18 protein-coding genes and 1 pseudogene are annotated in these 21,982 nt (G+C 72.2%); 13 read left to right on the plus strand and 6 right to left on the minus strand.

Annotated elements, in window-relative coordinates:
• The 3 genes and pseudogenes from ACWD10_RS37585 to radA form a co-directional block, all read right to left on the minus strand.
• Nucleotides 1-89, minus strand: a pseudogene (locus ACWD10_RS37585) (DUF3817 domain-containing protein); the annotation flags it as partial.
• 57 nt (nucleotides 90-146) lie between these two features.
• Nucleotides 147-1,280, minus strand: a complete 1,134-nt coding sequence (gene disA, locus ACWD10_RS37590; protein WP_451098222.1) for a DNA integrity scanning diadenylate cyclase DisA — start codon at nucleotides 1,278-1,280, stop codon at nucleotides 147-149.
• A 105-nt stretch (nucleotides 1,281-1,385) separates the two neighbouring features.
• A complete protein-coding gene (radA, locus tag ACWD10_RS37595) occupies nucleotides 1,386-2,795 on the minus strand; it encodes a DNA repair protein RadA (RefSeq protein WP_451098224.1) in 1,410 nt (469 codons plus the stop codon).
• A 344-nt stretch (nucleotides 2,796-3,139) separates the two neighbouring features.
• On the opposite strand from radA, the gene ACWD10_RS37600 reads away from it, so the two are divergent.
• A complete protein-coding gene (locus ACWD10_RS37600) occupies nucleotides 3,140-5,029 on the plus strand; it encodes a BACON domain-containing protein (protein WP_451098226.1) in 1,890 nt (629 codons plus the stop codon).
• Between the two features lie 48 nt (nucleotides 5,030-5,077).
• Here ACWD10_RS37600 and ACWD10_RS37605 read toward each other — a convergent pair whose 3' ends face one another.
• Complete coding sequence (locus ACWD10_RS37605) at nucleotides 5,078-5,920, minus strand: hypothetical protein (protein ID WP_451098228.1); 843 nt, start codon at nucleotides 5,918-5,920, stop codon at nucleotides 5,078-5,080.
• 71 nt (nucleotides 5,921-5,991) lie between these two features.
• Here ACWD10_RS37605 and ACWD10_RS37610 point away from each other — a divergent pair, with 71 nt between their 5' ends.
• The 5 genes from ACWD10_RS37610 to ACWD10_RS37630 all read left to right on the plus strand — a co-directional run bounded on the left by ACWD10_RS37610 (nucleotide 5,992) and on the right by ACWD10_RS37630 (nucleotide 11,159).
• A complete protein-coding gene (locus ACWD10_RS37610) occupies nucleotides 5,992-6,948 on the plus strand; it encodes a Ppx/GppA phosphatase family protein (RefSeq protein WP_451098229.1) in 957 nt (318 codons plus the stop codon).
• Nucleotides 6,949-7,086: 138 nt separating this feature from the next.
• Entirely contained in the window at nucleotides 7,087-7,911 is an 825-nt protein-coding gene (locus ACWD10_RS37615; RefSeq protein ID WP_451098230.1) for a sugar phosphate isomerase/epimerase family protein, read from the plus strand.
• Nucleotides 7,908-8,636: a TetR/AcrR family transcriptional regulator gene (locus tag ACWD10_RS37620; RefSeq protein WP_451098231.1), complete on the plus strand. Its 729-nt coding sequence runs from the start codon at nucleotides 7,908-7,910 to the stop codon at nucleotides 8,634-8,636. The genes ACWD10_RS37615 and ACWD10_RS37620 overlap by 4 nt, the downstream gene beginning before the upstream one ends.
• Nucleotides 8,637-8,835: 199 nt before the next feature.
• Nucleotides 8,836-10,689, plus strand: coding sequence for a dihydroxy-acid dehydratase (gene ilvD, locus ACWD10_RS37625; RefSeq protein ID WP_451098233.1), 1,854 nt, complete (start codon nucleotides 8,836-8,838; stop codon nucleotides 10,687-10,689).
• Between the two features lie 170 nt (nucleotides 10,690-10,859).
• A complete protein-coding gene (locus ACWD10_RS37630) occupies nucleotides 10,860-11,159 on the plus strand; it encodes an SH3 domain-containing protein (protein ID WP_451098234.1) in 300 nt (99 codons plus the stop codon).
• A gap of 37 nt (nucleotides 11,160-11,196) precedes the next feature.
• On the opposite strand, the gene ACWD10_RS37635 is transcribed toward ACWD10_RS37630, so the two are convergent.
• Nucleotides 11,197-13,686, minus strand: a complete 2,490-nt coding sequence (locus ACWD10_RS37635) for a protein kinase domain-containing protein (protein ID WP_451098236.1) — start codon at nucleotides 13,684-13,686, stop codon at nucleotides 11,197-11,199.
• A 176-nt stretch (nucleotides 13,687-13,862) separates the two neighbouring features.
• Here ACWD10_RS37635 and ACWD10_RS37640 point away from each other — a divergent pair, with 176 nt between their 5' ends.
• The 7 genes from ACWD10_RS37640 (at nucleotide 13,863) to proC (ending at nucleotide 20,298) form a co-directional block, all read left to right on the plus strand.
• Nucleotides 13,863-14,408: an EamA/RhaT family transporter gene (locus ACWD10_RS37640; protein ID WP_451098237.1), complete on the plus strand. Its 546-nt coding sequence runs from the start codon at nucleotides 13,863-13,865 to the stop codon at nucleotides 14,406-14,408.
• Between the two features lie 137 nt (nucleotides 14,409-14,545).
• Complete coding sequence (locus ACWD10_RS37645) at nucleotides 14,546-15,295, plus strand: class I SAM-dependent methyltransferase (protein WP_451098239.1); 750 nt, start codon at nucleotides 14,546-14,548, stop codon at nucleotides 15,293-15,295.
• A 58-nt stretch (nucleotides 15,296-15,353) separates the two neighbouring features.
• On the plus strand, nucleotides 15,354-16,301 hold the full coding sequence (gene sigJ, locus ACWD10_RS37650) for an RNA polymerase sigma factor SigJ (protein ID WP_451098240.1): 948 nt from the start codon (nucleotides 15,354-15,356) through the stop codon (nucleotides 16,299-16,301).
• A 65-nt stretch (nucleotides 16,302-16,366) separates the two neighbouring features.
• Complete coding sequence (locus ACWD10_RS37655) at nucleotides 16,367-17,560, plus strand: NAD(P)/FAD-dependent oxidoreductase (RefSeq protein WP_451098242.1); 1,194 nt, start codon at nucleotides 16,367-16,369, stop codon at nucleotides 17,558-17,560.
• Between the two features lie 128 nt (nucleotides 17,561-17,688).
• Nucleotides 17,689-18,546 (plus strand): ABC transporter ATP-binding protein, encoded by an 858-nt coding sequence (locus ACWD10_RS37660; protein WP_451098243.1) that lies wholly within the window; start codon nucleotides 17,689-17,691, stop codon nucleotides 18,544-18,546.
• Nucleotides 18,543-19,370, plus strand: a complete 828-nt coding sequence (locus ACWD10_RS37665) for an ABC transporter permease (RefSeq protein ID WP_451098244.1) — start codon at nucleotides 18,543-18,545, stop codon at nucleotides 19,368-19,370. Before ACWD10_RS37660 ends, ACWD10_RS37665 begins: the two co-directional genes overlap by 4 nt.
• 118 nt (nucleotides 19,371-19,488) lie before the next feature.
• Nucleotides 19,489-20,298 carry a pyrroline-5-carboxylate reductase gene (gene proC, locus ACWD10_RS37670; protein ID WP_451098245.1) on the plus strand — a complete coding sequence of 270 codons (810 nt, stop codon included), beginning with the start codon at nucleotides 19,489-19,491 and terminating at the stop codon, nucleotides 20,296-20,298.
• Nucleotides 20,299-20,434: 136 nt separating this feature from the next.
• Here the strand turns inward: proC and trpS are convergent, their stop codons facing one another.
• The gene (trpS, locus tag ACWD10_RS37675; RefSeq protein ID WP_451098246.1) at nucleotides 20,435-21,445 is read right to left on the minus strand and encodes a tryptophan--tRNA ligase; all 1,011 of its coding nucleotides are present in this window, start codon (nucleotides 21,443-21,445) and stop codon (nucleotides 20,435-20,437) included.
• Nucleotides 21,446-21,982: the final 537 nt, after the last annotated feature.

The following is a 21,982-nucleotide window of genomic DNA, read 5'->3' on the forward strand; positions in this document are numbered from 1 at the left end:
TTGGCGATCACGCCGAGGGTCAGCAGGACCAGGAGTACGCCGGTGACGTACGCCATGACGCGGTAGCGGGTCAGCACGCTTCGTTTCATTCGCGGGCCCGCGAAGACCCGGGAGACGGGCCCTAGCGCCGGACAGGCCGAACCTGACTACACGTACCGCTCGAGGATGGACGACTCCGCGAGCCGCGACAGGCCCTCGCGGACGCTGCGGGCCCGGGCCTCGCCCACGCCGTCCACCGTCTGCAGGTCGTCGACGCTCGCGGCGAGCAGCTTCTGCAGGCCGCCGAAGTGCTCCACCAGGCGGTCGATGATCGCTCCGGGCAGCCGCGGCACCTTCGCGAGCAGCCGGAAGCCGCGCGGCGAGACCGCGGAGTCCAGGGTCTCGGGCGAGCCGCTGTACCCCAACGCGCGGGCCACTATGGGCAGTTCAAGGAGCTCGGTGTGGGTCAGGTCGTTCAGTTCGTGCAGCGCCTGGGCGACCGTGCGGGAGCGCTTCGCGGTGGGCTCCGGGACGTAGTCCCGTACCACCAGCTCGCGCTCCGGCTCGACACCGGCGATCAACTCGTCGAGTTGCAGGGCCAGAAGACGTCCGTCGGTGCCCAGCTCTACTACGTACTCGGCGATTTCGGCGGCGATACGGCGCACCATTTCGAGCCGCTGCGCCACCGCCGACACATCGCGGACCGTCACCAGGTCCTCGATCTCCAAGGCGGAGAGCGTGCCCGCGACCTCGTCCAGACGGAGCTTGTACCGCTCCAGGGTCGCCAGGGCCTGGTTGGCGCGGGACAGGATCGCCGCGGAGTCCTCCAGGACGCGGCGCTGCCCGTCGACGTAGAGCGCGATCAGGCGCATCGACTGGGAGACCGAGACGACCGGGAAGCCGACCTGCTTGGAGACCCGGTCCGCGGTGCGGTGCCGGGTACCGGTCTCCTCGGTGGGGATGGTCGGGTCCGGCACCAACTGCACACCGGCGCGCAGAATCTTGGAGAGGTCCGAGGAGAGCACGATGCCGCCGTCGAGCTTGCAGAGCTCGCGCAGGCGGGTCGAGGTGAACTCGACGTCAAGGACGAAGCCGCCGGTGCACATGGCCTCGACGGTCTTGTCGGAGCCGAGGACGATCAGCCCGCCGGTGTTCCCGCGCAGGATGCGCTCCAGGCCGTCGCGGAGCGCCGTGCCGGGCGCGACCGCGCTCAGTGAGGCGCGCATCAGCCCCGTCTTGCCGTCGCCGCCGGAGCTCCCGCCGGACTTGCCGGGAGCTGCCGCCCGGTCGTTGGCTGCCACTGAACTCCTCCGGTCGCGGTTGTCCTTGCCCTGGGGCGCGCGCGGCTCGTGCGCGGCCCCCGTACTGCCCCTGGTTCGTACGGATGGGCGAGACCGGGGCAAAGTCTACCGGCGGTCATCCACCTCCCGCGGGGCCTCTCGGCGACGGGATCTGGGCAGCACACGCAGCGCGTCCCCCATGGCGGCGACTTCGGTGACCTTCATACCGGGCGGCACCTTGCCCGGGTCGGCCGGGACGAGGGCCTGGGTGAAGCCCAGGCGGTGCGCCTCGGCCAGCCGCCGCTGCACGCCCGTGACCCGTCTGACCTCCCCGGCGAGGCCGACCTCGCCGATCGCCACGAGGTTCTTCGGCAGCGGGGTGTCACTGGCGGCGCTGGCCAGGGCGAGGGCGACGGCGAGGTCCGCGGCGGGCTCGGAGAGCTTCACTCCGCCCACCGTCGCGCTGTAGATGTCGCGCTTGCCGAGGGCGGTGATCCGGCCGCGCTGCTCCAGGACGGCGAGCATCATCGAGACGCGGGACGTTTCCAGGCCGGACGTAGTACGGCGCGGGGAGGGGATCTGCGAGTCCACCGTGAGCGCCTGGACCTCGGCGACCAGGGGGCGGCGGCCCTCCAGCGTGACGGTGAGGCAGGTGCCGGGCACCGGCTCGGCCCGGCGGGTCAGGAACAGGCCGCTGGGGTCGGCGAGGCCGGTGATGCCCTCGTCGTGCAGCTCGAAGCAGCCGACCTCGTCCGTCGCGCCGTACCGGTTCTTGACGCCGCGGACCAGGCGGAGGCGGGCGTGCCGGTCGCCCTCGAAGTGCAGCACCACGTCCACGAGGTGTTCCAGGAGGCGGGGGCCCGCGATCGCGCCGTCCTTGGTGACGTGGCCGACCAGGAGCGTGGACATGCCCCGCTCCTTGGAGGCGCGGATCAGGGCGCCGGCCACCTCGCGGACCTGGGCCATGCCGCCGGGCGCGCCGTCGATCTCGGGGGACGCCACGGTCTGTACGGAGTCGAGGACCAGCAGGGACGGCTTTACCGCGTCCAAGTGGCCCAGGACGGCGGCCAGGTCGGTCTCGGCGGCCAGATACAGGTCGTCGTTCAGGGCGCGGATGCGGTCGGCGCGGAGCCGGACCTGGCTCGCGGACTCCTCGCCGGTGACATAGAGCGTGCGGTGCTCGTCACTCGCCGCCTTCGCCGCGACGTCGAGCAGCAGCGTCGACTTGCCCACGCCGGGCTCGCCCGCGAGCAGCACCACGGCGCCGGGGACGAGGCCGCCGCCGAGCACCCGGTCCAGCTCGTCGACGCCGGTCGAGCGGGCGGTGGCCTGGCGGCCGTCGACCTGGCCGATGGGCAGGGCGGAGGTGGTGACCCGGCCGGGCGTCGTGGTGCGGACCGCGGGCGTGCCGTACTCCTCGACCGTGCCCCAGGCCTGGCACTCGGGGCAGCGGCCGAGCCACTTGGCCGTCTGCCAGCCGCACTCGGTGCAGCGGAACGACGGACGGTCCTTGGTGGATTTCGTACGGGCAGCCATGCGAAGACCGTAGCGGGGGGCACTGACAACGAGGCCACCTAGGTCCTCGCTTCCGGTCTTCCGGGTCAGCCCGGCTGCGGACGACGGTGCTTTTCCGACGCGGACCGTCGGCAACCGACGACAACGCCGCAGATGCACGTGCCAGACCCCGCGAAGCCGGGCCGGGGACGGTGTGCTTCCGTGCGCCCCGTCTCCGGAGGGAAGAATTCCGATGGGTGGTGCCGGAGGGGACGATCGCGGAATCTGGGGCTCCTGTCCCCTTTTGAGGGATCTGTTCACCCGTAAGGATTAAACGTCCGCAAGAGCCCGGACCGCCCCTCCTTCGGCCGCCTACGGTCGCATGGGTGACGAAACGGAGCCCGGAGCACCCCACGCACCCCACCGGCGCACAGGGGGCGCACCGTCGTGCGCCCCGGTCCGAACGGCCGGTCGCGCAGTACGTGAACAGCCCGCCCGAAGGCTACGAGCCTTACCTGGACGGCCTGTTCACGTACTGCCTGTCGGTCCTCTGCGACCACGACGCCGCGACCGCCGCGCTCGGCGAGGCCCTCGCGCTCGCCGAGCGCCGCCGCACACCCGCGCCCGCGGACGAGTCCCGGCGGCGGGCCTGGCTCTACGCCCTGGCGCGCTGGGTCTGCCTGCGCAAGCTGGCCGAGGCCAAGCGCATGCGGCAGGGGGCGCACGCGGCCGGTAAGGGCAGAGGAAACGATGCGGCGGGCAGCACAGGCGGTCACACGGCGAGTGACGCGGCGGGCAGAACCCGCGATTCCGTCCCCGCGGACGCGACCGACGTAGATGGTTCGGCCGAGGGAGCGGACCCGGCCGCCGCCGTCCTGGACGACGAGCGCCGCCGCCAACTCGCCCTGCTCGCCTGGCCGGAGGCCGCCGGAACCACACCCGAGCAGCGCGAGGCCCTGGAGCTCGCGGTCCGCCACGGCCTGGCCGCCGACGAGGTCGCCGCCGTCCTCGGCCTCGCCCCCGCCGCGACGCGCGAGCTGCTCGCGGCCGCCGCCTGCGCGGTGGAACGCACCCGGGCCGCCCTCGCCGTCGTCGAGACCGGCGGCTGCCCGGCCGTCGCCCGGCTCACCGGCGACCACCAGCTGCTCCTCGGCACGGCCCTGCGCGACGAGCTCGTCCGGCACGTGGACGACTGCCCCCGCTGCCGCCGTACCGCCGAGCGGGCCGGGTCCGACGCCTGGCCCGGCACCGCGGTCGCCCCCGCCGCGCTGCCGGTCGTCCCGGCGCCCCGGTCCGCGGTGCACGCGGCCGTTTCGAGCTGCGCACGCGCGCGTGGCGGGGTACCGCGCTTCGACCGGCAGGGTTTCCCGGTGGACCCCAGGGACCGGGCGGCCCGAAGAGACCGGCTGCGCGCGCGTGCCGTCACCTCCACCGTGGTCGCCACCGTGGTGGCCGCGCCGGTGCTCGCGCTCTGGGCGGCCTACCGTGGCGCCCCGCTGACCGGCGAGGGCGAGGGCGGCCGCTCGGTGACCGCGAGCTCCGACGCCCAGGGCGACCTGGCCGGTGACCGGACCCCGGACACGTACGAGAACGCGGGCAACGCCCGCAGCGAGCCCGACTCCCGCTTCACGGCGGACAGCCGCGCGGCGGACGTCTCCGTCGAGGTGGTCAGCCCGGACGTCAAGCCCTCGCGGCCCGGCGTCGGGCCCGGACGGCTCACGGTCGAGGCGCAGCCCAGCGGGGGCGCGACGCTCATCACGCTGCGGGCCTCCGGCGGTGCGCCGGTGGAGTGGACGGCGTACGAAGGCGTCTCCTGGCTCTGGCTGAGCCGCACCTCGGGCACGCTCTCGCCCGGGGAGTCCGCCACGATCAGGGTCTACGTAGATGAGTCGCGGGAGCCCGCCGGGCCCTGGAGCGCGCGGGTCCGGATCGGTCCGGGCGGCTCGGTGGTCATGATCGACGGATCCGGGGCGGGGTCGCCGTCACCGACGGTCCCGGGGCGCCCCTCGCCGACCGGGCCCGGCAGCCCGTCACCGTCGGACCCGTCGCCTTCGCCGAGCGACACCGGCCCATCACCGACTGACCCTGGGCCTTCGCCGAGTGACCCCGGCCCTTCGCCGACCGACCCGTCGCCCACGCCGTCGCCGTCGGACCCGTCGCCCTCACCGAGCGATCCGTCGCCGTCCGAGCCGACGGGGCCGCCGACGTCCGGCAGCCCGTCGCCCTCGGAGCCCGGGACGCCGACGACCACCGGCCCGTCGTCGGAAACGCCCTAGGGGTGTCTCTCCGATCGTTGCGGGGCCGCCAAGATCGGGGAGACACCCCTAGTCCGCGGGATGCGGGGCGAGCAGGGGCAGCTGCGACGCCAGGCGGGCCTCGCAGAGTTCCGTGAGGACGTCGTACGCCTCCTTGCCCATCAGCTCGATGAGCTCCGGGCGGTACGAGACATAGACCGGGTCGCCCGCGCCGTGCGCCGAGGTCGCCGAGGTGCACCACCAGTGCAGGTCGTGGCCGCCCGGGCCCCAGCCCCGGCGGTCGTACTCACCGATGGAGATCTGGAGGATGCGGGTGTCGTCCGGACGGTCGATCCACTCGTACGTCCGCCGGACCGGCAGCTGCCAGCAGACGTCCGGTTTGGTCTCCAGGGGCTCGCGGCCCTCGCGCAGCGCCAGGATGTGCAGCGAGCAGCCCGCGCCGCCCGCGAAGCCGGGGCGGTTCTGGAAGATGCACGAGCCGTTGTAGCGGCGGGTCTGGCGGTCGCCGTCCTCGTCCTCCTGGGTCCAGCCCGTCTCCGTGCCGACGGCATGGTTCTGCCAGATCTCCGGTGTGAGCCGTTCCACATGACCGGCCACCCGCTTCTCGTCCTCCTCGTCCGAGAAGTGCGCGCCCAGGGTGCAGCAGCCGTCGTCCGCGCGACCCGCCTGGATTCCCTGGCAGCCGCTGCCGAAGATGCAGTGCCAGCGCGAGGTCAGCCAGGTCAGATCGCAGCGGAAGACCTGCTCGTCGTCGGCCGGGTCCGGGAACTCGACCCAGGCCCGCGGGAAGTCCAGGCCCTTCTCGTCCGGCACCGCGGCGTCGACGGCCCGCTCCTGCTGCTTCTGATCCTTCTTCTGTCCCGACTTTTTCTGGTCCAACTTCTTCTGCTTTGCCTTTTTCGTCTTGGGCACAGACCCAGGGTATGCGGGCGATGGACCCCGTGTGGACCAGCGGGTGCGGAACGCGCAGTAGCGTTTTCCCTATGAGACTCGGTGTCCTCGACGTGGGATCGAACACGGTGCACTTGCTGGTGATGGACGCACATCCCGGCGCGCGCCCGCTGCCCGCCCACTCGCACAAGGCGGATCTGCGGCTTGCCCAACTTCTCGACGCCCACGGAGCGATCGGCCCCGAGGGCGTCGACCTGCTGATCACCGTGGTGCAGGACGCCCTGGAGGCCGCGGAGGACAAGGGGTGCGAGGACGTGCTCGCCTTCGCCACCTCGGCGGTGCGCGAGGCCACCAACGCCGACCAGGTGCTCGAGCGGGTCCAGGAGGCCACCGGCGTCGATCTGCAGGTCCTCTCCGGTGAGGACGAGGCCCGGCTCACCTTCCTCGCCGCCCGCCGCTGGTTCGGCTGGTCCGCGGGGCGGCTCCTCGTGCTCGACATCGGCGGCGGCTCCCTGGAGATCGCGTACGGCATCGACGAGGAGCCCGACGCCGCGGTCTCGCTGCCCCTCGGAGCCGGGCGTCTGACCTCCGGCTGGCTGGAGGGTGACCCGCCCGACCCGTCCGATGTGAAGGCGCTGCGCCGCCATGTGCGGGCCCAGATCGCCCGTACGGTGGGGGAATTCAGCCGGTTCGGGGCGCCCGACCACGTAGTGGCGACGTCCAAGACGTTCAAGCAGCTCGCCCGGCTCGCCGGAGCCGCACGTTCCGCCGAGGGCCTCTACGTACAGCGGGAACTCAAACGGAAGTCCCTGGAGGACTGGGTTCCGCAGCTGGCCGCGATGACCACGGCCGAGCGGTCCCAGCTGCCCGGGGTGTCCGACGGGCGGGCCGGGCAGCTCGTCGCGGGCGCCGTGGTGGCCGAGGGGGCGATGGACCTGTTCGGAGTCGAGACCCTGGAGATCTGCCCCTGGGCGCTCCGCGAGGGCGTCATCCTGCGCCGCCTCGACCACATGCCGAACGGGGCAACGATCAGCCCGTCCGGCGTTTGAGGACGAGCGCGTTCAGCGCGACAAAGGCGGGCCTGGGGGCACAGCCCCAGGAGCGGAGCCCCCGGACGACGGGACAGGACGTGCGACGTGAGCCATGCGCCTGCCAGCGGCGGGTGCGCGGCCCGTACGCTGTCCCTCGTGGCAGAACCAGTGGTGCGCATCCCGGATGCGAAGGTCGCCCTGTCGACGGCCTCGGTCTATCCGGAGTCGACGGCGACGGCCTTCGAGATCGCCGCGCGCCTGGGCTACGACGGCGTCGAGGTGATGGTCTGGACGGACCCCGTCAGCCAGGACATCGAGGCGCTGCGCCGGCTCTCCGACTACCACGGCATCCCCGTCCTCGCGGTGCACGCGCCCTGCCTCCTGATCACCCAGCGGGTCTGGTCCACCGACCCCTGGATGAAGCTTCAGCGCGCGCAGGCCGCCGCCGAGAAACTCGGCGCTTCTACTGTGGTGGTGCATCCGCCGTTCCGCTGGCAGCGGCAGTACGCGCGCGACTTCATCACCGGCCTGTGGCGGATGGCCGACGAGACCGATGTGCGGTTCGCCGTGGAGAACATGTTCCCGTGGCGGTACCGGGACCGCGAGATGCTCGCGTACGCCCCCGAATGGGACGTCACCAAGGACGACTACCGGCACTTCACCGTCGACCTCTCGCACACCGCGACCGCCCGCATCGAGGCCCTGGAGATGGTCGACCGCATGGGCGAGCGGCTCGCCCACGTCCACCTCGCCGATGGTCGCGGCTCGGCCAAGGACGAGCACCTGGTGCCCGGGCGCGGCACCCAGCCCTGCGCCGAGCTGCTCGAACGGCTCGCGTTCAGCGGCTTCGACGGCCATGTCGTCATCGAGGTCAACACGCGGCGGGCGATGTCCAGCGCCGAACGCGAGGCCGACCTGGCGGAGGCACTCGCCTTCACCCGGCTCCACCTGGCCTCGGCGGCCCGTGCGGAGCGGTCGTGACGGACGCGAACGACGGGTCGGACGCGAACGGCGGGTCGGATGTGAACGGCGAGGCGGACGAGAACGGCGAGGCGGACGCGAACGGCGCGGCGGGCGAGTCGGGCGAGCCCCGTGGTGACGCCGCCGCCCCGCGGCGCCGGGGGCGACCCTCCCGTACGGAGAAGAGCGCGGGGCCCGCGACCCGGGACCGGATCCTGGAGGCCGCCAGGGAGGAGTTCGCGGCCCGCGGCTACGACAAGACGTCCGTACGCCGCATCGCCAAGGTCGCGGGCGTGGACGCGGCGCTCGTGCACCACTACTTCGGCACGAAGGAAGAGGTCTTCGCCGCCGCGATCGAGGTGAGCTTCGAGCCCGCCCTGGTCGTCCCGGCCATCCTGGGAGAGGGGACCGAGCAGGTCGGCGAGCGGCTCGCGCGGTTCTTCTTCGGCATCTGGGAGAACCCGGTGTCCCGGGCGCCGCTGCTCGCGGTGGTCCGCTCGGCGGTGACCCACGAGGCCGCCGCGAAGGCGCTGCGGAACTTCGTCCTGCGCCGACTCCTCGAGCGGGTGGCGGGCGACCTCGACGTGCCGAATCCCAAGTTCCGCGCGGAGCTCGCCGCCTCGCACATGATCGGGATCGCGTTCGTGCGGTACGTCATCCAGGTCGAGCCGCTGGCGTCGGCCGATCCGGAGGAGATCATCGCGATGGTGGCGCCGACCTTGCAGCGGTATCTGACCGAGGCATGACCGAGACGTAAGCGGGCGGAAGAGGGCGGAAGGGGCGGCGGGCCGGAGGGATCGGCGTCTCGGTCGACCGGAGGGTCGACCGTTCAGCTGACCGAACCGTGGTCCTTTCGTCCCGTATTCCGGACACCCTGTCCCGGATCTTGGATCACCGGCGTACGCTCGACGACAGTCAGAACTGTTATCCAAGGAGCGAGCGACGATGCCCGAGCTGAGGTCCCGCACTGTCACCCACGGCCGCAACATGGCGGGCGCCCGCGCCCTTATGCGGGCCTCCGGTGTACCGGGTGCGGACATCGGCCGTAAGCCGATCATCGCGGTCGCCAACTCCTTCACCGAGTTCGTCCCGGGCCACACCCACCTCCAGCCGGTCGGCCGGATCGTCAGCGACGCCATCACGGCCGCCGGAGGCATCCCGCGCGAGTTCAACACGATCGCCGTGGACGACGGCATCGCGATGGGCCACGGCGGCATGCTCTACTCGCTGCCGTCCCGCGACCTGATCGCCGACAGCGTGGAGTACATGGTCGAGGCGCACTGCGCCGACGCCCTGATCTGCATCTCCAACTGCGACAAGATCACCCCGGGGATGCTGAACGCCGCGCTCCGGCTGAACATCCCGACGGTCTTCGTCTCCGGCGGCCCGATGGAGTCCGGCCGCGCCACGCTCGTCGACGGCTCCGTGCGCACCCTCGACCTGGTCGACGCCATCTCGGACGCCGTCAACGACAAGATCTCGGACGAGGACATCCTCCGCATCGAGGAGAACGCCTGTCCGACCTGCGGCTCCTGTTCCGGCATGTTCACCGCCAACTCGATGAACTGCCTGACCGAGGCCATCGGCCTGAGCCTGCCGGGCAACGGCTCGGTGCTCGCCACGCACACCGCCCGCAAGGAGCTGTACGAGCGGGCCGGCACCACGGTCGTCGAGCTCACCAAGCGCTACTACGACCAGGACGACGAGTCCGTCCTGCCGCGGAACATCGCCACGTTCGACGCCTTCGAGAACGCGATGGCGCTCGACATCGCCATGGGCGGCTCCACCAACACGATCCTGCACCTGCTCGCCGCCGCGCAGGAGGCGGGCGTTCCGTTCGGCCTCGACGCCATCGACGCGGTGTCGCGCCGGGTGCCCTGCCTGGCCAAGGTCGCGCCGAACGTCGCCAAGGACCGCACGTACTACATGGAGGACGTGCACCGCGCGGGCGGCATCCCGGCCCTGCTCGGCGAGCTGTACCGCGGCGGGCTCCTGAACGAGAACGTGCACAGCGTGCACGCCGACTCGCTCGCCGAGTGGCTGGCCGCCTGGGACGTGCGCGGCGAGAAGCCCTCGGCCGAGTCCGAGGAGCTGTGGCACGCGGCGCCCGGCTGCGTCCGCTCCGCCACCGCCTTCTCGCAGTCCGAGCGCTGGGCGGCCCTGGACACCGACGCCGAGAACGGCTGCATCCGCTCGGTGGCGCACGCGTACTCCAAGGACGGCGGGCTCGCCGTGCTCAAGGGCAACCTGGCCGTGGACGGCTGCGTCGTGAAGACCGCGGGCGTCGACGAGTCGATCTGGACCTTCGAGGGCCCGGCCGTCGTCTGCGAGTCGCAGGAGGAGGCCGTCGACAAGATCCTCAAGAAGGAGATCACGCACGGCGACGTGGTCGTCATCCGGTACGAGGGCCCCAAGGGCGGCCCCGGCATGCAGGAGATGCTCTACCCGACGTCCTTCCTCAAGGGCCGCGGCCTCGGCAAGACCTGCGCCCTGATCACGGACGGCCGGTTCTCCGGCGGTACGTCGGGTCTGTCGATCGGCCACGCCTCGCCGGAGGCCGCATCGGGCGGCACCATCGCGCTCGTGCGGGACGGCGACCGGATCCGTATCGACATCCCCAACCGGACCATCGAACTCCTCGTCCCGGAGGAGGAACTGGCCGCGCGCGAGACCGCCCTCGACGGCGTGTACGCCCCGGCGAACCGGGACCGCAAGGTGTCGGCGGCGCTGCGCGCGTACGCGGCCATGGCGACCAGCGCGGACAAGGGCGCGGTGCGGGACGTGAGCAAGCTCGGCTGACGGGCGGGGCCCGCGCAACCAAGGGGCTCGGCCCCGCGGGAACCAAGAGGTCTCTTCGTTCCGTCTTGTTGAGCGAACGACGTTGTGAACAATGCGCCAAGACCGGCGGCCGTGTGCCGCCGGTCTTGGCGCATCACGGGGAACTACGGGGAATCACGGGGGAGCAGGACATGAGCGAGAACCTCATCGAGAGCCAGGCAGCGCCCGAGTCCGGTGTCGAGACCTTGGCGGCCCACAGCTACACGCTGGTCGCCGACGTCAACGTCCGCTCGGGCCCGGGCACTTCGTACGCCAAGGTCGGCCGCCTCTCGGCCGGCACCCGGGTCACCATCGGCTGCCAGACCCGCGGCCAGACGGTCACGGGACCGCTTGGCACCTCGGCCCTCTGGGACCGGATCGGCGCGGGCCGCTATGTCTCCGACACGTATGTCCGTACGGGCAGCGATGGGTACGTGGCGCCGCGCTGCTGAGGTGCGTTGCTGAGGTGCGCTGCTGAGGCAAGGAGTCCTACTGCTCGCCGCTCTTGGGTGGCTGGTCCGTGTCGAAGCCGAACACAGTGTTCTCGCCCGCGGTCACGATGAGGGCGCGACCGGACACGGCCACCCGAGGCCCCGCGCCGACGTCGCCGCCCGGGCTCTCGGCCCTCGGGTCGGTGCCCCAGAGCAGCTTGCCGTCGCGGGCGGCGAGCGCGGCCACGCGGCCGGTGGGGGACGCTATGTACAGCACTCCGTCGGCCGCCACCGGGCCGGAGGCCCACTCGGCGCCGGTCTGCCGTGACCACTTGCCGCGTCCCGTCGCCGGGTCGACGGCGTGCACCCGGCCGGTCGGCGTCACGAAGTAGAGCGTCCCGTCGACCAGTTGCGGCGCCGCGCCGTTCGCCGGCGCCGCGTCGGACCCGCTTATGCCCCGCAACGCGCGCGTGGTCAGTTTCTTGGTACGCGGATCCAGCACCGCCACCTGGTCGTAGCCCTCGAACGCCGCGCCCGACCAGTGCTCGCGCACGAGCACCAGCTTCCCGTCGCCGGTCGTGCCCACGGGCCGCAGCCGTCCGTTCAGCCGTATCGCCTCGCCCAGGGAGCCGTCCTCCGGGTCGAGCGGGTGCAGGGTCGGGTGCCGCACGTCGCCCGTCTCCACCTCGGCGCGCGGGGCGCAGACCGCGTACAGGGGTGGCGGTCCGGTGAGGGCCGGGCGGGCGGCGCCCTCGGTGTCTGCGGCGTCCGGTGCGTCCTGTCCGGCCTGTCCGGCCTGCGCGTCCGGTGGGTACGGCGTGCAGCGGGTACCCGACGGGAACGGGGCCGTCCAGCGGAGCTCACCGGTGCGGGCCTGGCGGAACTCGATCCGGGTGTGCGCGGTGTCGACGGAGAGGACGCCGGTGGCCGAGCCCGAACTCTCCCCGCTGTCCGCCGGGTTCTCGTAGAGGAACGCCTCCGCCGACGCCACCGTGAACGCGGCGGACGGCTGGCCGAGCCGGGTCGACCACAGCTCCTTGCCGGTACCCGCGTCCAGGGCGACGGCCTCGCTCGGTGCGTCGGTGTCGACGGACTGGCGGTAGCCGACGACGGTGGCCCGGGTGCCGCCGGTGGCCGGGGCGTCGCCCGTGACGCCCACCAGGTGCATGCCCTGGACGGGCACGCCGGGGCTCTTCACCTTCCAGACGGCACGGCCGTCGGCGGCCTTCAGGCGTGCGGCCACCACGCCGCCGCCCCCGCAGTACAGAGAAGCGCCGCGCGGCACACAGCGCAGCTCGTCGGTGATGTCCTGCCCGCCGCGAACCGTGGTTCGCCAGGGCCGGAAGCCGGTGGGCAGCTTCGCGCCCGAAGCGGCCGTCGTACGCGTCCCGTCATCGCTCTCGGCAGCGCTCGCCGCCGGGCCCGTAGGGTCCTGCCCGGGCTTGAGCAGTGCCACACCGCCCGCGATCGCGGCCACCGCGACGACCGCCGCGAGCACGGACCGACGGCGGTTCCGCAACAGCAATCGACCGGTGAGCGTACGAGGGCTCCAAGGGCGTCGAGAGCTCCGAGGGTTTCGAGAGCCGTGAGGACCTTGGACGACGGAGTCGGAGTCCGTACTGCTGTCGCCCCGGTCACCGCCCCTCCGGTCACCGCCCCTCCGCTCACCGCCCCTCCGCTCACCGCCCCTCCGCTCACCGCCCCTCCGCTCACCGCCGTCCCGCGGATCCGGCGCCCCGAAGTCCCCCGGCAGCGCGAGCAGTTGTGCCAGGAGCTGGTCGGCCGTGGGCCGTCCCTGCGGCTCCTTGGCCAGGCAGGGCTCGACCACGCCCCGCAGGGGCACCGGCACCTTGCCCAACGCCGGTTCCTCATGGACCACTTGGTACGCCGTCATATACGGGCTGTCCGCGTCGAACGGCCCCTGCCCCGTGGCCGCGTACACCAGGAGCGTGGCCAGCGAGAAGACATCCGACTCGGGGCCGACGTCGCGCGGCGACTGGAGCTGCTCGGGGGACATGAACGGCGGTGTGCCGATGACCCGGCCCGTCATGGTCAGCGTCTGGTGGTCCGCCGCCCGCGAGATGCCGAAGTCGATGACGCGGGGGCCCTCGGGCGACAACACCACGTTCGACGGCTTGAGGTCGCGGTGCACGACGCCCGCGCGGTGGATGTCCCGCAGCGCTTCGGCGAGCCCGACACCGAGCGTGCGCAGCGCCACGCCGCGCAGCGGGCCGTGCCCGGAGATGCGCTGGGACAGGGTGTCGCCCGTGATGTACGCCGTGGCCATCCACGGGTGCTCGGCCTCCGGGTCCGCGTCCACCACGGCGGCCGTGAAGGCGCCGCTGACCCGCCGGGCCGCCGACACCTCCTGCCGGAAGCGGGTACGGAACTCCTCGTCGTCGGCGTACTGCCGGTGGATCAGCTTGATCGCGATGCGTCGCCCCGAGGCCGTGCGCGCCAGATAGACCGTGCCCATCCCGCCCGCGCCGAGGCGCGCCTCGAGCGGATACCCGCCGATCGCCTCCGGATCGCCTGAGCGCAGCCGCACAGCCGCCGACCTCCCCCGTCTCGGACCACTCCCACCTCGTGCACCGACCAAGCTAGCGCCCTTCACTGACAACGCGACCGGCGCGGGGGCGGAAGCCCGCACTCCGCCGCCATCCCGCGCGCACCGCGCCGCCGCTCCAGGCGATACGGCCGCCACCCCGGGCGATAATCGAGGACGTGAGCGAAGACGAGAACGGCAAGTCCCCGGCCGCCCCGGCCCCGACCTCGGGCGCGACCCCGGCCCGCGCCACTGGTACTGGTGGCCCCGAGCCCGAGCCCATCCGCTTCTTCGGCACCACGTGGGTCGACCACGACGGCGGCTACGCGCTGCGCCGCGTGGGCGTCGCCGTGGGCTCGCTCGCCGCCGCGGCCGTCGGCTGCCTCGTGCTGCGCTTCGCCTACCAGGGCCTGGAGATCGCGAAGGTCGGCGGCTTCGTCGGCCTCCTCATGGTGGTCGTCTTCGCGGTGTGCAGCGCGCTCGCGTTCCGCCGTACCTGGGACTCGTACGGCAGGCGCCTCGACGGCGGCACCCAACAGCAACTGCGCTCGATGATGGCCATCGGCTTCGTCGGCGCCCTGCTCGCCTACTTCTGCCGCTCCCTGGTCGAGGCCCCGGGCGAGAAGCTGCGCCGCGCCGAGTACGAGACGGCCCGCGAGCAGTACGAGCGGCGCACCGCCCGCCGCGCGGGAAACCCGTCGGCACGGAAGAAGAAGCGCAAGTAGCGGGAGCGACCGGCCCACCAGAACAGCGACTACAGAAGGAAGAAGGAAGAACGGGCGCGAAAACGGCCGCTACAGAAGGAACGGCGGACGCGAAAGCGGTCTCTTGGCCGCGCCGATGACGAAGGAGAGACAGCCCCATGACGGACTTCGCCCTGTCCTTCGACTCGGTCGCCGCCCAGTACGCCGCCGCCCGCCCCGGCTACCCGCCGGAACTCCTCGACGCCGTGGAGGAGTTGACCGGCCGCCCGCTCCACGGCACCCGCGCGCTGGATGTGGGCGCGGGCACCGGTATCGCCACCCGGCTGCTCGCAGTCCGCGGCGCCCGCGTCGTCGCGATCGAGCCGGGCCCCGGCATGGGCCGCCGGTTCCGGGCGGCACTCCCGGACGTCCCGCTGCTCCGCGCCGTCGGTGACGCGCTGCCGCTCACGGATGCCACCGCGGATCTGATCACGTACGCCCAGTCCTGGCACTGGACCGACCCGAAGCGCTCCGTTCCGGAGGCGCTGCGGGTCCTCGCTCCGGGCGGCGCGCTCGCCCTGTGGCGGAACATCCCCGACCCGGACGTCACCTGGGCCGCCGACCAGGAGGCCCGCCTCAAGCGCAGGCTCCCCGGCTATCACGCCCACGACATCGCCCTCGCAGCGCGGTCGATCATCGCCGGGATCGCCCCGGGCCTCCGCCCCGTCCACCGCCGCCTGCACTGGACCCGCCGCGTCCCGATCGACGTACACATGGCGCACCTCGGCAGCCGTTCGTACTTCGCCGCGCTCGGACCCGAGGCCGCCGCGCCGCTGCTCGCGCAAGAACGCGCGGAGGTGCTGCGGGCCTTCCCCGAAGGGGAGGTCGTGGAGGCGTTCGCGGTGGACCTCACTGTCACACTCCGCTGACCCGAACCGTCTCCTCTACGAGGAGGTACGGCGGAACAGGGGCTGGAAGGATGAGGTCATGGCCGACTTGGCGGCATTCGAGGAGCAGCGGCACCGGCTGTGGGGCATCGCCTACCGCATCCTGGGCTCGGTCGCCGACGCCGAGGACGCCGTGCAGGACGCCTGGCTGCGCTGGCAGGCCCTCGACGACGACACCGTCGAGGACCCGCGGGCGTATCTGACGACCGTCGTCAGCCGCCTCTGTTACGACCAGTTGGGCTCGGCACGCGCGCGTCGCGAGTCGTACGTGGGCCCGTGGCTGCCGGAACCGATCGTCTCGGGCACCGCCCGTGGCTCCGCCGTGACCGCTCTGCCCGGCGGCGCCCGCGTCGATGGCGGTCACGGCACCGGCGTCGTCGGCGGCCCCGAGGACCGTGTGACGCTCGACGAGTCGGTGGGCGTCGCCCTGCTCGCCGTCCTGGAGCGGCTCACGCCCGCCGAGCGCACCGCCTTCGTCCTGCACGACGTGTTCGGCGTGCCGTTCCCCGAGATCGCCGAGGTGGTGGGCCGAACCCCGGATTCCGTCAGGCAGTTGGGCTCCCGCGCCCGCCGCCGGGTCCGCGCCGAGGCGCCCCGCCGCTCGGTCGACCGGGGCGAGCACCGTAGGGCCGTCGAGGCGTTCCTCCAGGCCACGACGGGTGGCGACTTCGACCGGTTGCTCGAGGTCCTCGACCCGGATGTGGTCTGGCGCTCCGACGGCGGCGGCAAGGTCGTCGCGGCACGCGTGCCGGTGCTCGGCTCGGAGCAGGTCGCGCGCTTCGCGAGCCGCCTCGCCCGCGGCTTCGACCCGGCCACGATGCGCGCGCTCGTACGGGACATCAACGGCGCCCCCGGCCTGGTCTTCGTCGACCCGGTCGGCGAGCAGGCGGCGGTCTTCGCCTTCACGGTGCACCACGGCCGGATCACCGGGATCGACGCGATCATCAACCCCGACAAGCTCGGCCACCTCGACTTCAACGAGCTCTGACCGCGTTCAACGAGCTCTGACCGCGCCGCGTGTCACACGGGAAGCGGCTACGTCGTCTCCCCTGCATGAACACCTCACCCAAACCCCAGACCGGCTCTCGGCCCGACCACCGGACCCACGACCGGGCCGACGTCCTGGTCCTCGGCGCGGGCTACGGCGGCCTCGTCGCGGCCCTCCGTATCGCCCCGCACGCGCGCGTGACGCTGGTCGACCCCAGCGACCGCTTCACCGAACGCGTCCGCTTGCACGAACTGGCCGCCGGCCGCCCCGACGTCACCCACCCGCTCCGCCCGCTCCTGGAGCGCGCCGGTGTCGCCCACATCGCGGCACGGGCCACCGGAATCGACCCGCACGCGCGCGTGGTGACCACGGACGACGGCCGCGACCTTCCGTACGGCCGTCTCGTCTACGCCCTCGGCAGCCGTACGGCGAACAGCACCGCACCCGCCGAAACCGCCGCCCTCGACAGCACGCATCCGCGCACCCGCACCCGCGCCTACACCGCCGAATCCGCCGCCGAGCTGCGCAAACGCCTCCAGGACGGTCCCGGCAGGCTCACCGTGGTGGGCGGTGGGCTCACCGGCGTCGAGATGGCCGCGGAACTCGCCGAGGCCCATCCCGAATGGGACGTCCGGCTCCTCTCCAGTCGGCTCGGCGAGAGCCTCTCGGCCAAGGGCCGGGCCCATGTGCGGACGACCCTGGAGCGCCTCGGCGTCACCGTCTCGCTCACCGAAGACGGCCGACCGGTGACGAGCCCCGACGAGGTCGACGCGGACGTTGTCGTCTGGTCCGCCTCGATGACCCCCAACACCGAACTCGCCGCGGCCGCGGGCCTGCCCCTCGACCCGGCGTCGGGCCGCATCCCGGTGGACGCGACCCTGCGCACGCACGCGTACCCGGAGATCTACGCCGTCGGCGACGCGGCCGCCGTCCCCGGCCCCGGCGGCAGGCAGCTGCGCATGGCCTGCGCCACCGCGCTGCCGACGGGGGCGCACGCGGGCGCCTCGATCGTCGCCTCTCTGAGAGGAGACGCCGCCCGCCCGCTGCGCTTCCGCTATGCCATTCAGTGCGTCAGCCTCGGCCGACACAACGGCCTGATCCAGAGCGTCCGCGCGGACGACACCCCGCGCGAGCTCATCCTCAAGGGCCGCGCGGCCGCCCGTACGAAGGAGCAAGTGGTCCGCTCCACGGTCCGCCTCCTGCGCGCCGCGGCTGCCCACCCCGGCACCCTCCGCCTCCTCCCCGGTGTAACCGGTTAAACCCAGTCCCCCCTTCCCGCATGGGTCGTACGGCCGTCCGGGACCGGGACCGGGACCGGAGCAGGGGCCGGGACCCGGGCGGCCCGGTCCCTTGACGCCCTCCTCTCCCCAGGCGCATTATTCATCACATGATGAATTACGCGGCCGGGTCACCACCACAAGCCCTCACCCCCGCTATCCACGCCGCGGGCCTCACCGTCGTCCGCGGCGGCCGAACCGTCCTGCGCGGCCTCGACTTCGCGGTCCCGACCGGCCAGATCACCGGCCTGCTCGGGCCCTCCGGCTGCGGCAAGTCGACGCTGATGCGCGCGATCGTCGGCACTCAGGCCAGGGTGACCGGCACGCTCGACGTGCTCGGCCGGCCCGCCGGCAGTGCCGCTCTCCGGTCGCGCATCGGCTACGTCACTCAGGCGCCGTCCGTCTACGACGACCTGACGGTGCGCCAGAACCTCGACTACTTCGGGGCGATCCTCACCCCGGGCCGTGCGGCCGCCCGCTCGCGCCGCGCCAACGTCACCGCGGTGATCGAGGACGTCGACCTCACCTCGCACGCCGACGTCCTCGCCGGGAACCTCTCCGGTGGTCAGCGCAGCCGCGTATCGCTCGGTGTCGCCCTGCTCGGAAACCCCGAGCTCCTGGTCCTCGACGAGCCGACCGTCGGACTCGACCCGGTGCTCCGCCGCGACCTGTGGAACCTCTTCCACACCATTGCCGGGCGCGGCACCACGGTCCTCGTCTCCTCGCACGTCATGGACGAGGCCGAGCGCTGCCATCGCCTGCTGCTCATGCGCGAGGGCGAGATCCTCGCGGACGACAGCCCGGATGCCCTGCGTACCCGCATGGGCTGCGAAACCGTCGAGGCCGCCTTCCTCCGCCTCGTCGACGAGGCCGACGCCTGCCAGGCAGCACTGGACCGGACCACCCCGGACACCGCCACCGACCGCCGCCCCTCGGCCGGTCCCGAGCACAAGGAGTCAGCGCGATGAGCCCCACCCCCATCGGCCCGTCCGCCACCCGGTCCGCGGACGCGCCCGCTCCCGGTCCCGCCCGCGCCACCGCCGCAGCCCAGGCGTTCTCGGCCGCGCGCACCCTCGCCACCGCCGCCCGCGTGCTGCGCCAGCTCCGGCACGACCCGCGCTCGATCGCGCTGATGCTCCTCGTGCCCTGCGTGATGCTCTTGCTGCTCCGCTATGTCTTCGACGGCAACCCGCGCGTCTTCGACAACATCGGCGCCTCGCTGCTCGGCATCTTCCCGCTGATCACGATGTTCCTGATCACCTCCATCGCCACGCTGCGCGAGCGCACCTCCGGCACCCTCGAACGCCTCCTCGCCATGCCCCTCGGCAAGGCCGACCTGATCCTGGGGTACGCCGTCGCCTTCGGCACGCTCGCCGTGATCCAGTCGGTCCTCGCCACCGGGCTCGCCCTCTGGGGCCTCGGCCTCGACGTGGTGGGCTCGCCCTGGCTGCTGCTCCTGGTCGCCCTGCTCGACGCGCTGCTCGGCACCGCACTCGGCCTGTTCGTCTCGGCCTTCGCGTCGACCGAGTTCCAGGCCGTGCAGTTCATGCCGGCCGTGATCTTTCCGCAGCTGCTGCTCTGCGGTCTGTTCGCGGCCCGCGACACCATGCAGCCCGTCCTGGAGGCGATCTCCAACGTCATGCCCATGTCGTACGCCGTCGACGGCATGAACGAGGTCCTCAGGTACCCCGACGTCACCGCCGAATTCATCCGGGACGTGGTCATCGTCGCCCTCTGCGCCCTCCTCGTCCTCGGCCTCGGCGCCGCCACCCTGCGCCGCCGCACCCCCTGATTCCGGAAGACCCCGCACCCCACACGTACCGCCCATCGAGACACCCCGACCGCCTTCCGGATCACGATGCGAGGATGGCCACGGACGACAAACCGGAAGGCACCGGAAGGCACCGCTCATGACCCAGAAAGTCGCAGTCCTCGGCACCGGAAAGATCGGCGAGGCCCTGCTCAGCGGAATGATCCGGTCCGGCTGGGCCACCAAGGACCTCCTGGTCACCACCCGCCGCCAGGAGCGCGCCGATGAGCTGCACGCCCGCTACGGCGTCGAGGCGGTCACCAACGCCGACGCCGCCAAGCGCGCCGACACCCTGATCCTCGCCTGCAAGCCGCAGGACATGGCCAAACTCCTCGACGAGCTCACCCCGCACGTCGTCCCGGACCGCCTGGTCATCAGCGCGGCCGCCGGTATCCCCACCTCCTTCATCGAGGAACGCCTGGCCGAGAACACCCCGGTCATCCGCGTCATGCCCAACACCCCGGTCCTCGTTGACCAGGGCATGTCCGTCATCTCGGCGGGCTCCCACGCCTCCGTCGCCGACCTCACCCACGCGGAGGAAATCTTCGGCTCGGTCGGCAAGACCCTGCGCGTCCCGGAGAGCCAGCAGGACGCCTGCACCGCGCTCTCCGGCTCGGGCCCGGCGTACTTCTACTTCCTGGTCGAGGCCATGACCGACGCGGGCATCCTGCTCGGCCTGCCCCGGGACAAGGCTCACGACCTCATCGTGCAGGCCGCCATCGGCGCCGCCGTGATGCTCCGGGACAGCGGCGAACACCCGGTGACGCTCCGTGAGAACGTCACGTCCCCGGCGGGCACCACCATCAACGCCATCCGCGAGCTGGAGAACCACGGCGTACGCGCAGCCCTGATCGCCGCCCTCGAGGCCGCCCGCGACCGCAGCCGCGAACTCGCCTCCGGCAACGGCTGACGCTCCACCGGCCGGTCGGCCGCCGACAGCTGGCGGCCGACGCCTCAACGGCCCGGCGACGGCTCCGGTTTGTCCGGCGACGCCGAACGGTCAGGACCGCTCAGCCTCAGGTATGAGCCCCGCCTCCGGCCCCGCCTCAGCCGACCTCCCCACCGGGCGGCAGCAGCCCAATGGCGCGATAGGCCGCGTCGACCGTGGGCCTGGCCATCCCCCTGGCCTTCTCCGCACCACGTCGGAGCACCCCCTCCACATACCCCGGATCGGCACACAGCTCCATGTGCCGCTTGCGTACGGGCTTGAGCACCTCCACCACCGCGTCCGCGGCGTCCTTCTTCAAAGCGCCGTACGACTCATAAACGCCCGCGAGCGCCTCGGGGTTCCCGCCCTCGCAAGCCGCCAGAATCTCCAGGAGGTTGGAGACCCCGGGCTGGTTCTCCCGGTCGTACGCGACTTCCCGCCCGCTGTCCGTGACGGCCCGCAACACCTTCTTGCGTACGACATCGGGCTCGTCGAGCAGATAGACGATCCCGGCGCCGCCCGCGTGGGACTTCCCCATCTTCGACGTCGGGTCCTGCAGATCCATCACTCGCGCTGCGACCGCGGGTGGCGTGGCCCGCGGCACCGTGAACGTGTGCCCGTACCGCTGGTTGAACCGGACCGCCAGATCCCGCGCCAGCTCGACGTGTTGCGTCTGATCGTCCCCGACCGGCACCTCATCCGCGTTGTACGCCAGGATGTCCGCGGCCAGCAGGGCGGGATACGTAAGCAGGGAGAGCCGCACGCTCCCGCCGCGCCCCCGCTCGCGCGCCGCCTTCTCCTTGTACTGGATCATCCGCCGCATCTCTCCGTCGGTGGCGACGCATTCGAGGAGGTACGAAAGCCGCGCGTGCTCGTCCACATGGCTCTGCACGTACAACGTGCAGAGCTCCGGATCGAGCCCCGATGCGAGAAACAGCGTCGCCGCCTGTCGGGTGAGCCTGCGCACCCGCGCGGGATCGTGCTCCACGGTCAGGGCGTGCAGATCCACCACGCAGAACAGGGCGTCCGCCTGGTGCTGGTCGACCTCTACCCACCGGCGGAGGGCGCCCAGGTAGTTCCCCAGAGTCAGATGCCCGGTCGGCTTGATCCCACTGAAGATGCGCGTCACTTCTCTTCCACCTCCTGGTCGGGGCCGCCGCGTCCGCCGGCCGTGCCGCGTCGCTCAGGAGGGAGATACGCCAACGGCCGCCGAAGCGGCGGCCGTGAGTGCACACGTGAGTACGGCCGCCGTCAGGCGGCCCACCACAGCTGGGTACACGTGCGCGTAGTCATGGCGCCACAGTAGCCCCGACTCGTCAGCCGAGGACAGGGACTTGAGTCCTCGGGTACCGAAGTTGACACCCGACTGGCCGATCCGTAGTGTTCTCCGGGTTGCCCGACGTGAGCGCCGACTTCTGGTCGGTCCCCGGGCGGCCATCCCGCAAGAAACCTACGAGCAGACCGCGCTCTGTCGCGGCCTTGTTTTCGTGCGCTTTTTCGGAATGAGGAATCCGCGTTCGAGAGAACGCCCCCGATTAGATTCGGGGCCGGGTTTCCGCTAAAGTCTCACTCGTCGGAACGGCCCAACAGCCGCAAAGACAAACCCGGTTGACTGGGAGTCAGGCCCGAAAGGATCTGATAGAGTCAACACCGCCGGAAGGCCGAA

Source organism: Streptomyces sp. NPDC002851 (assembly GCF_053591935.1).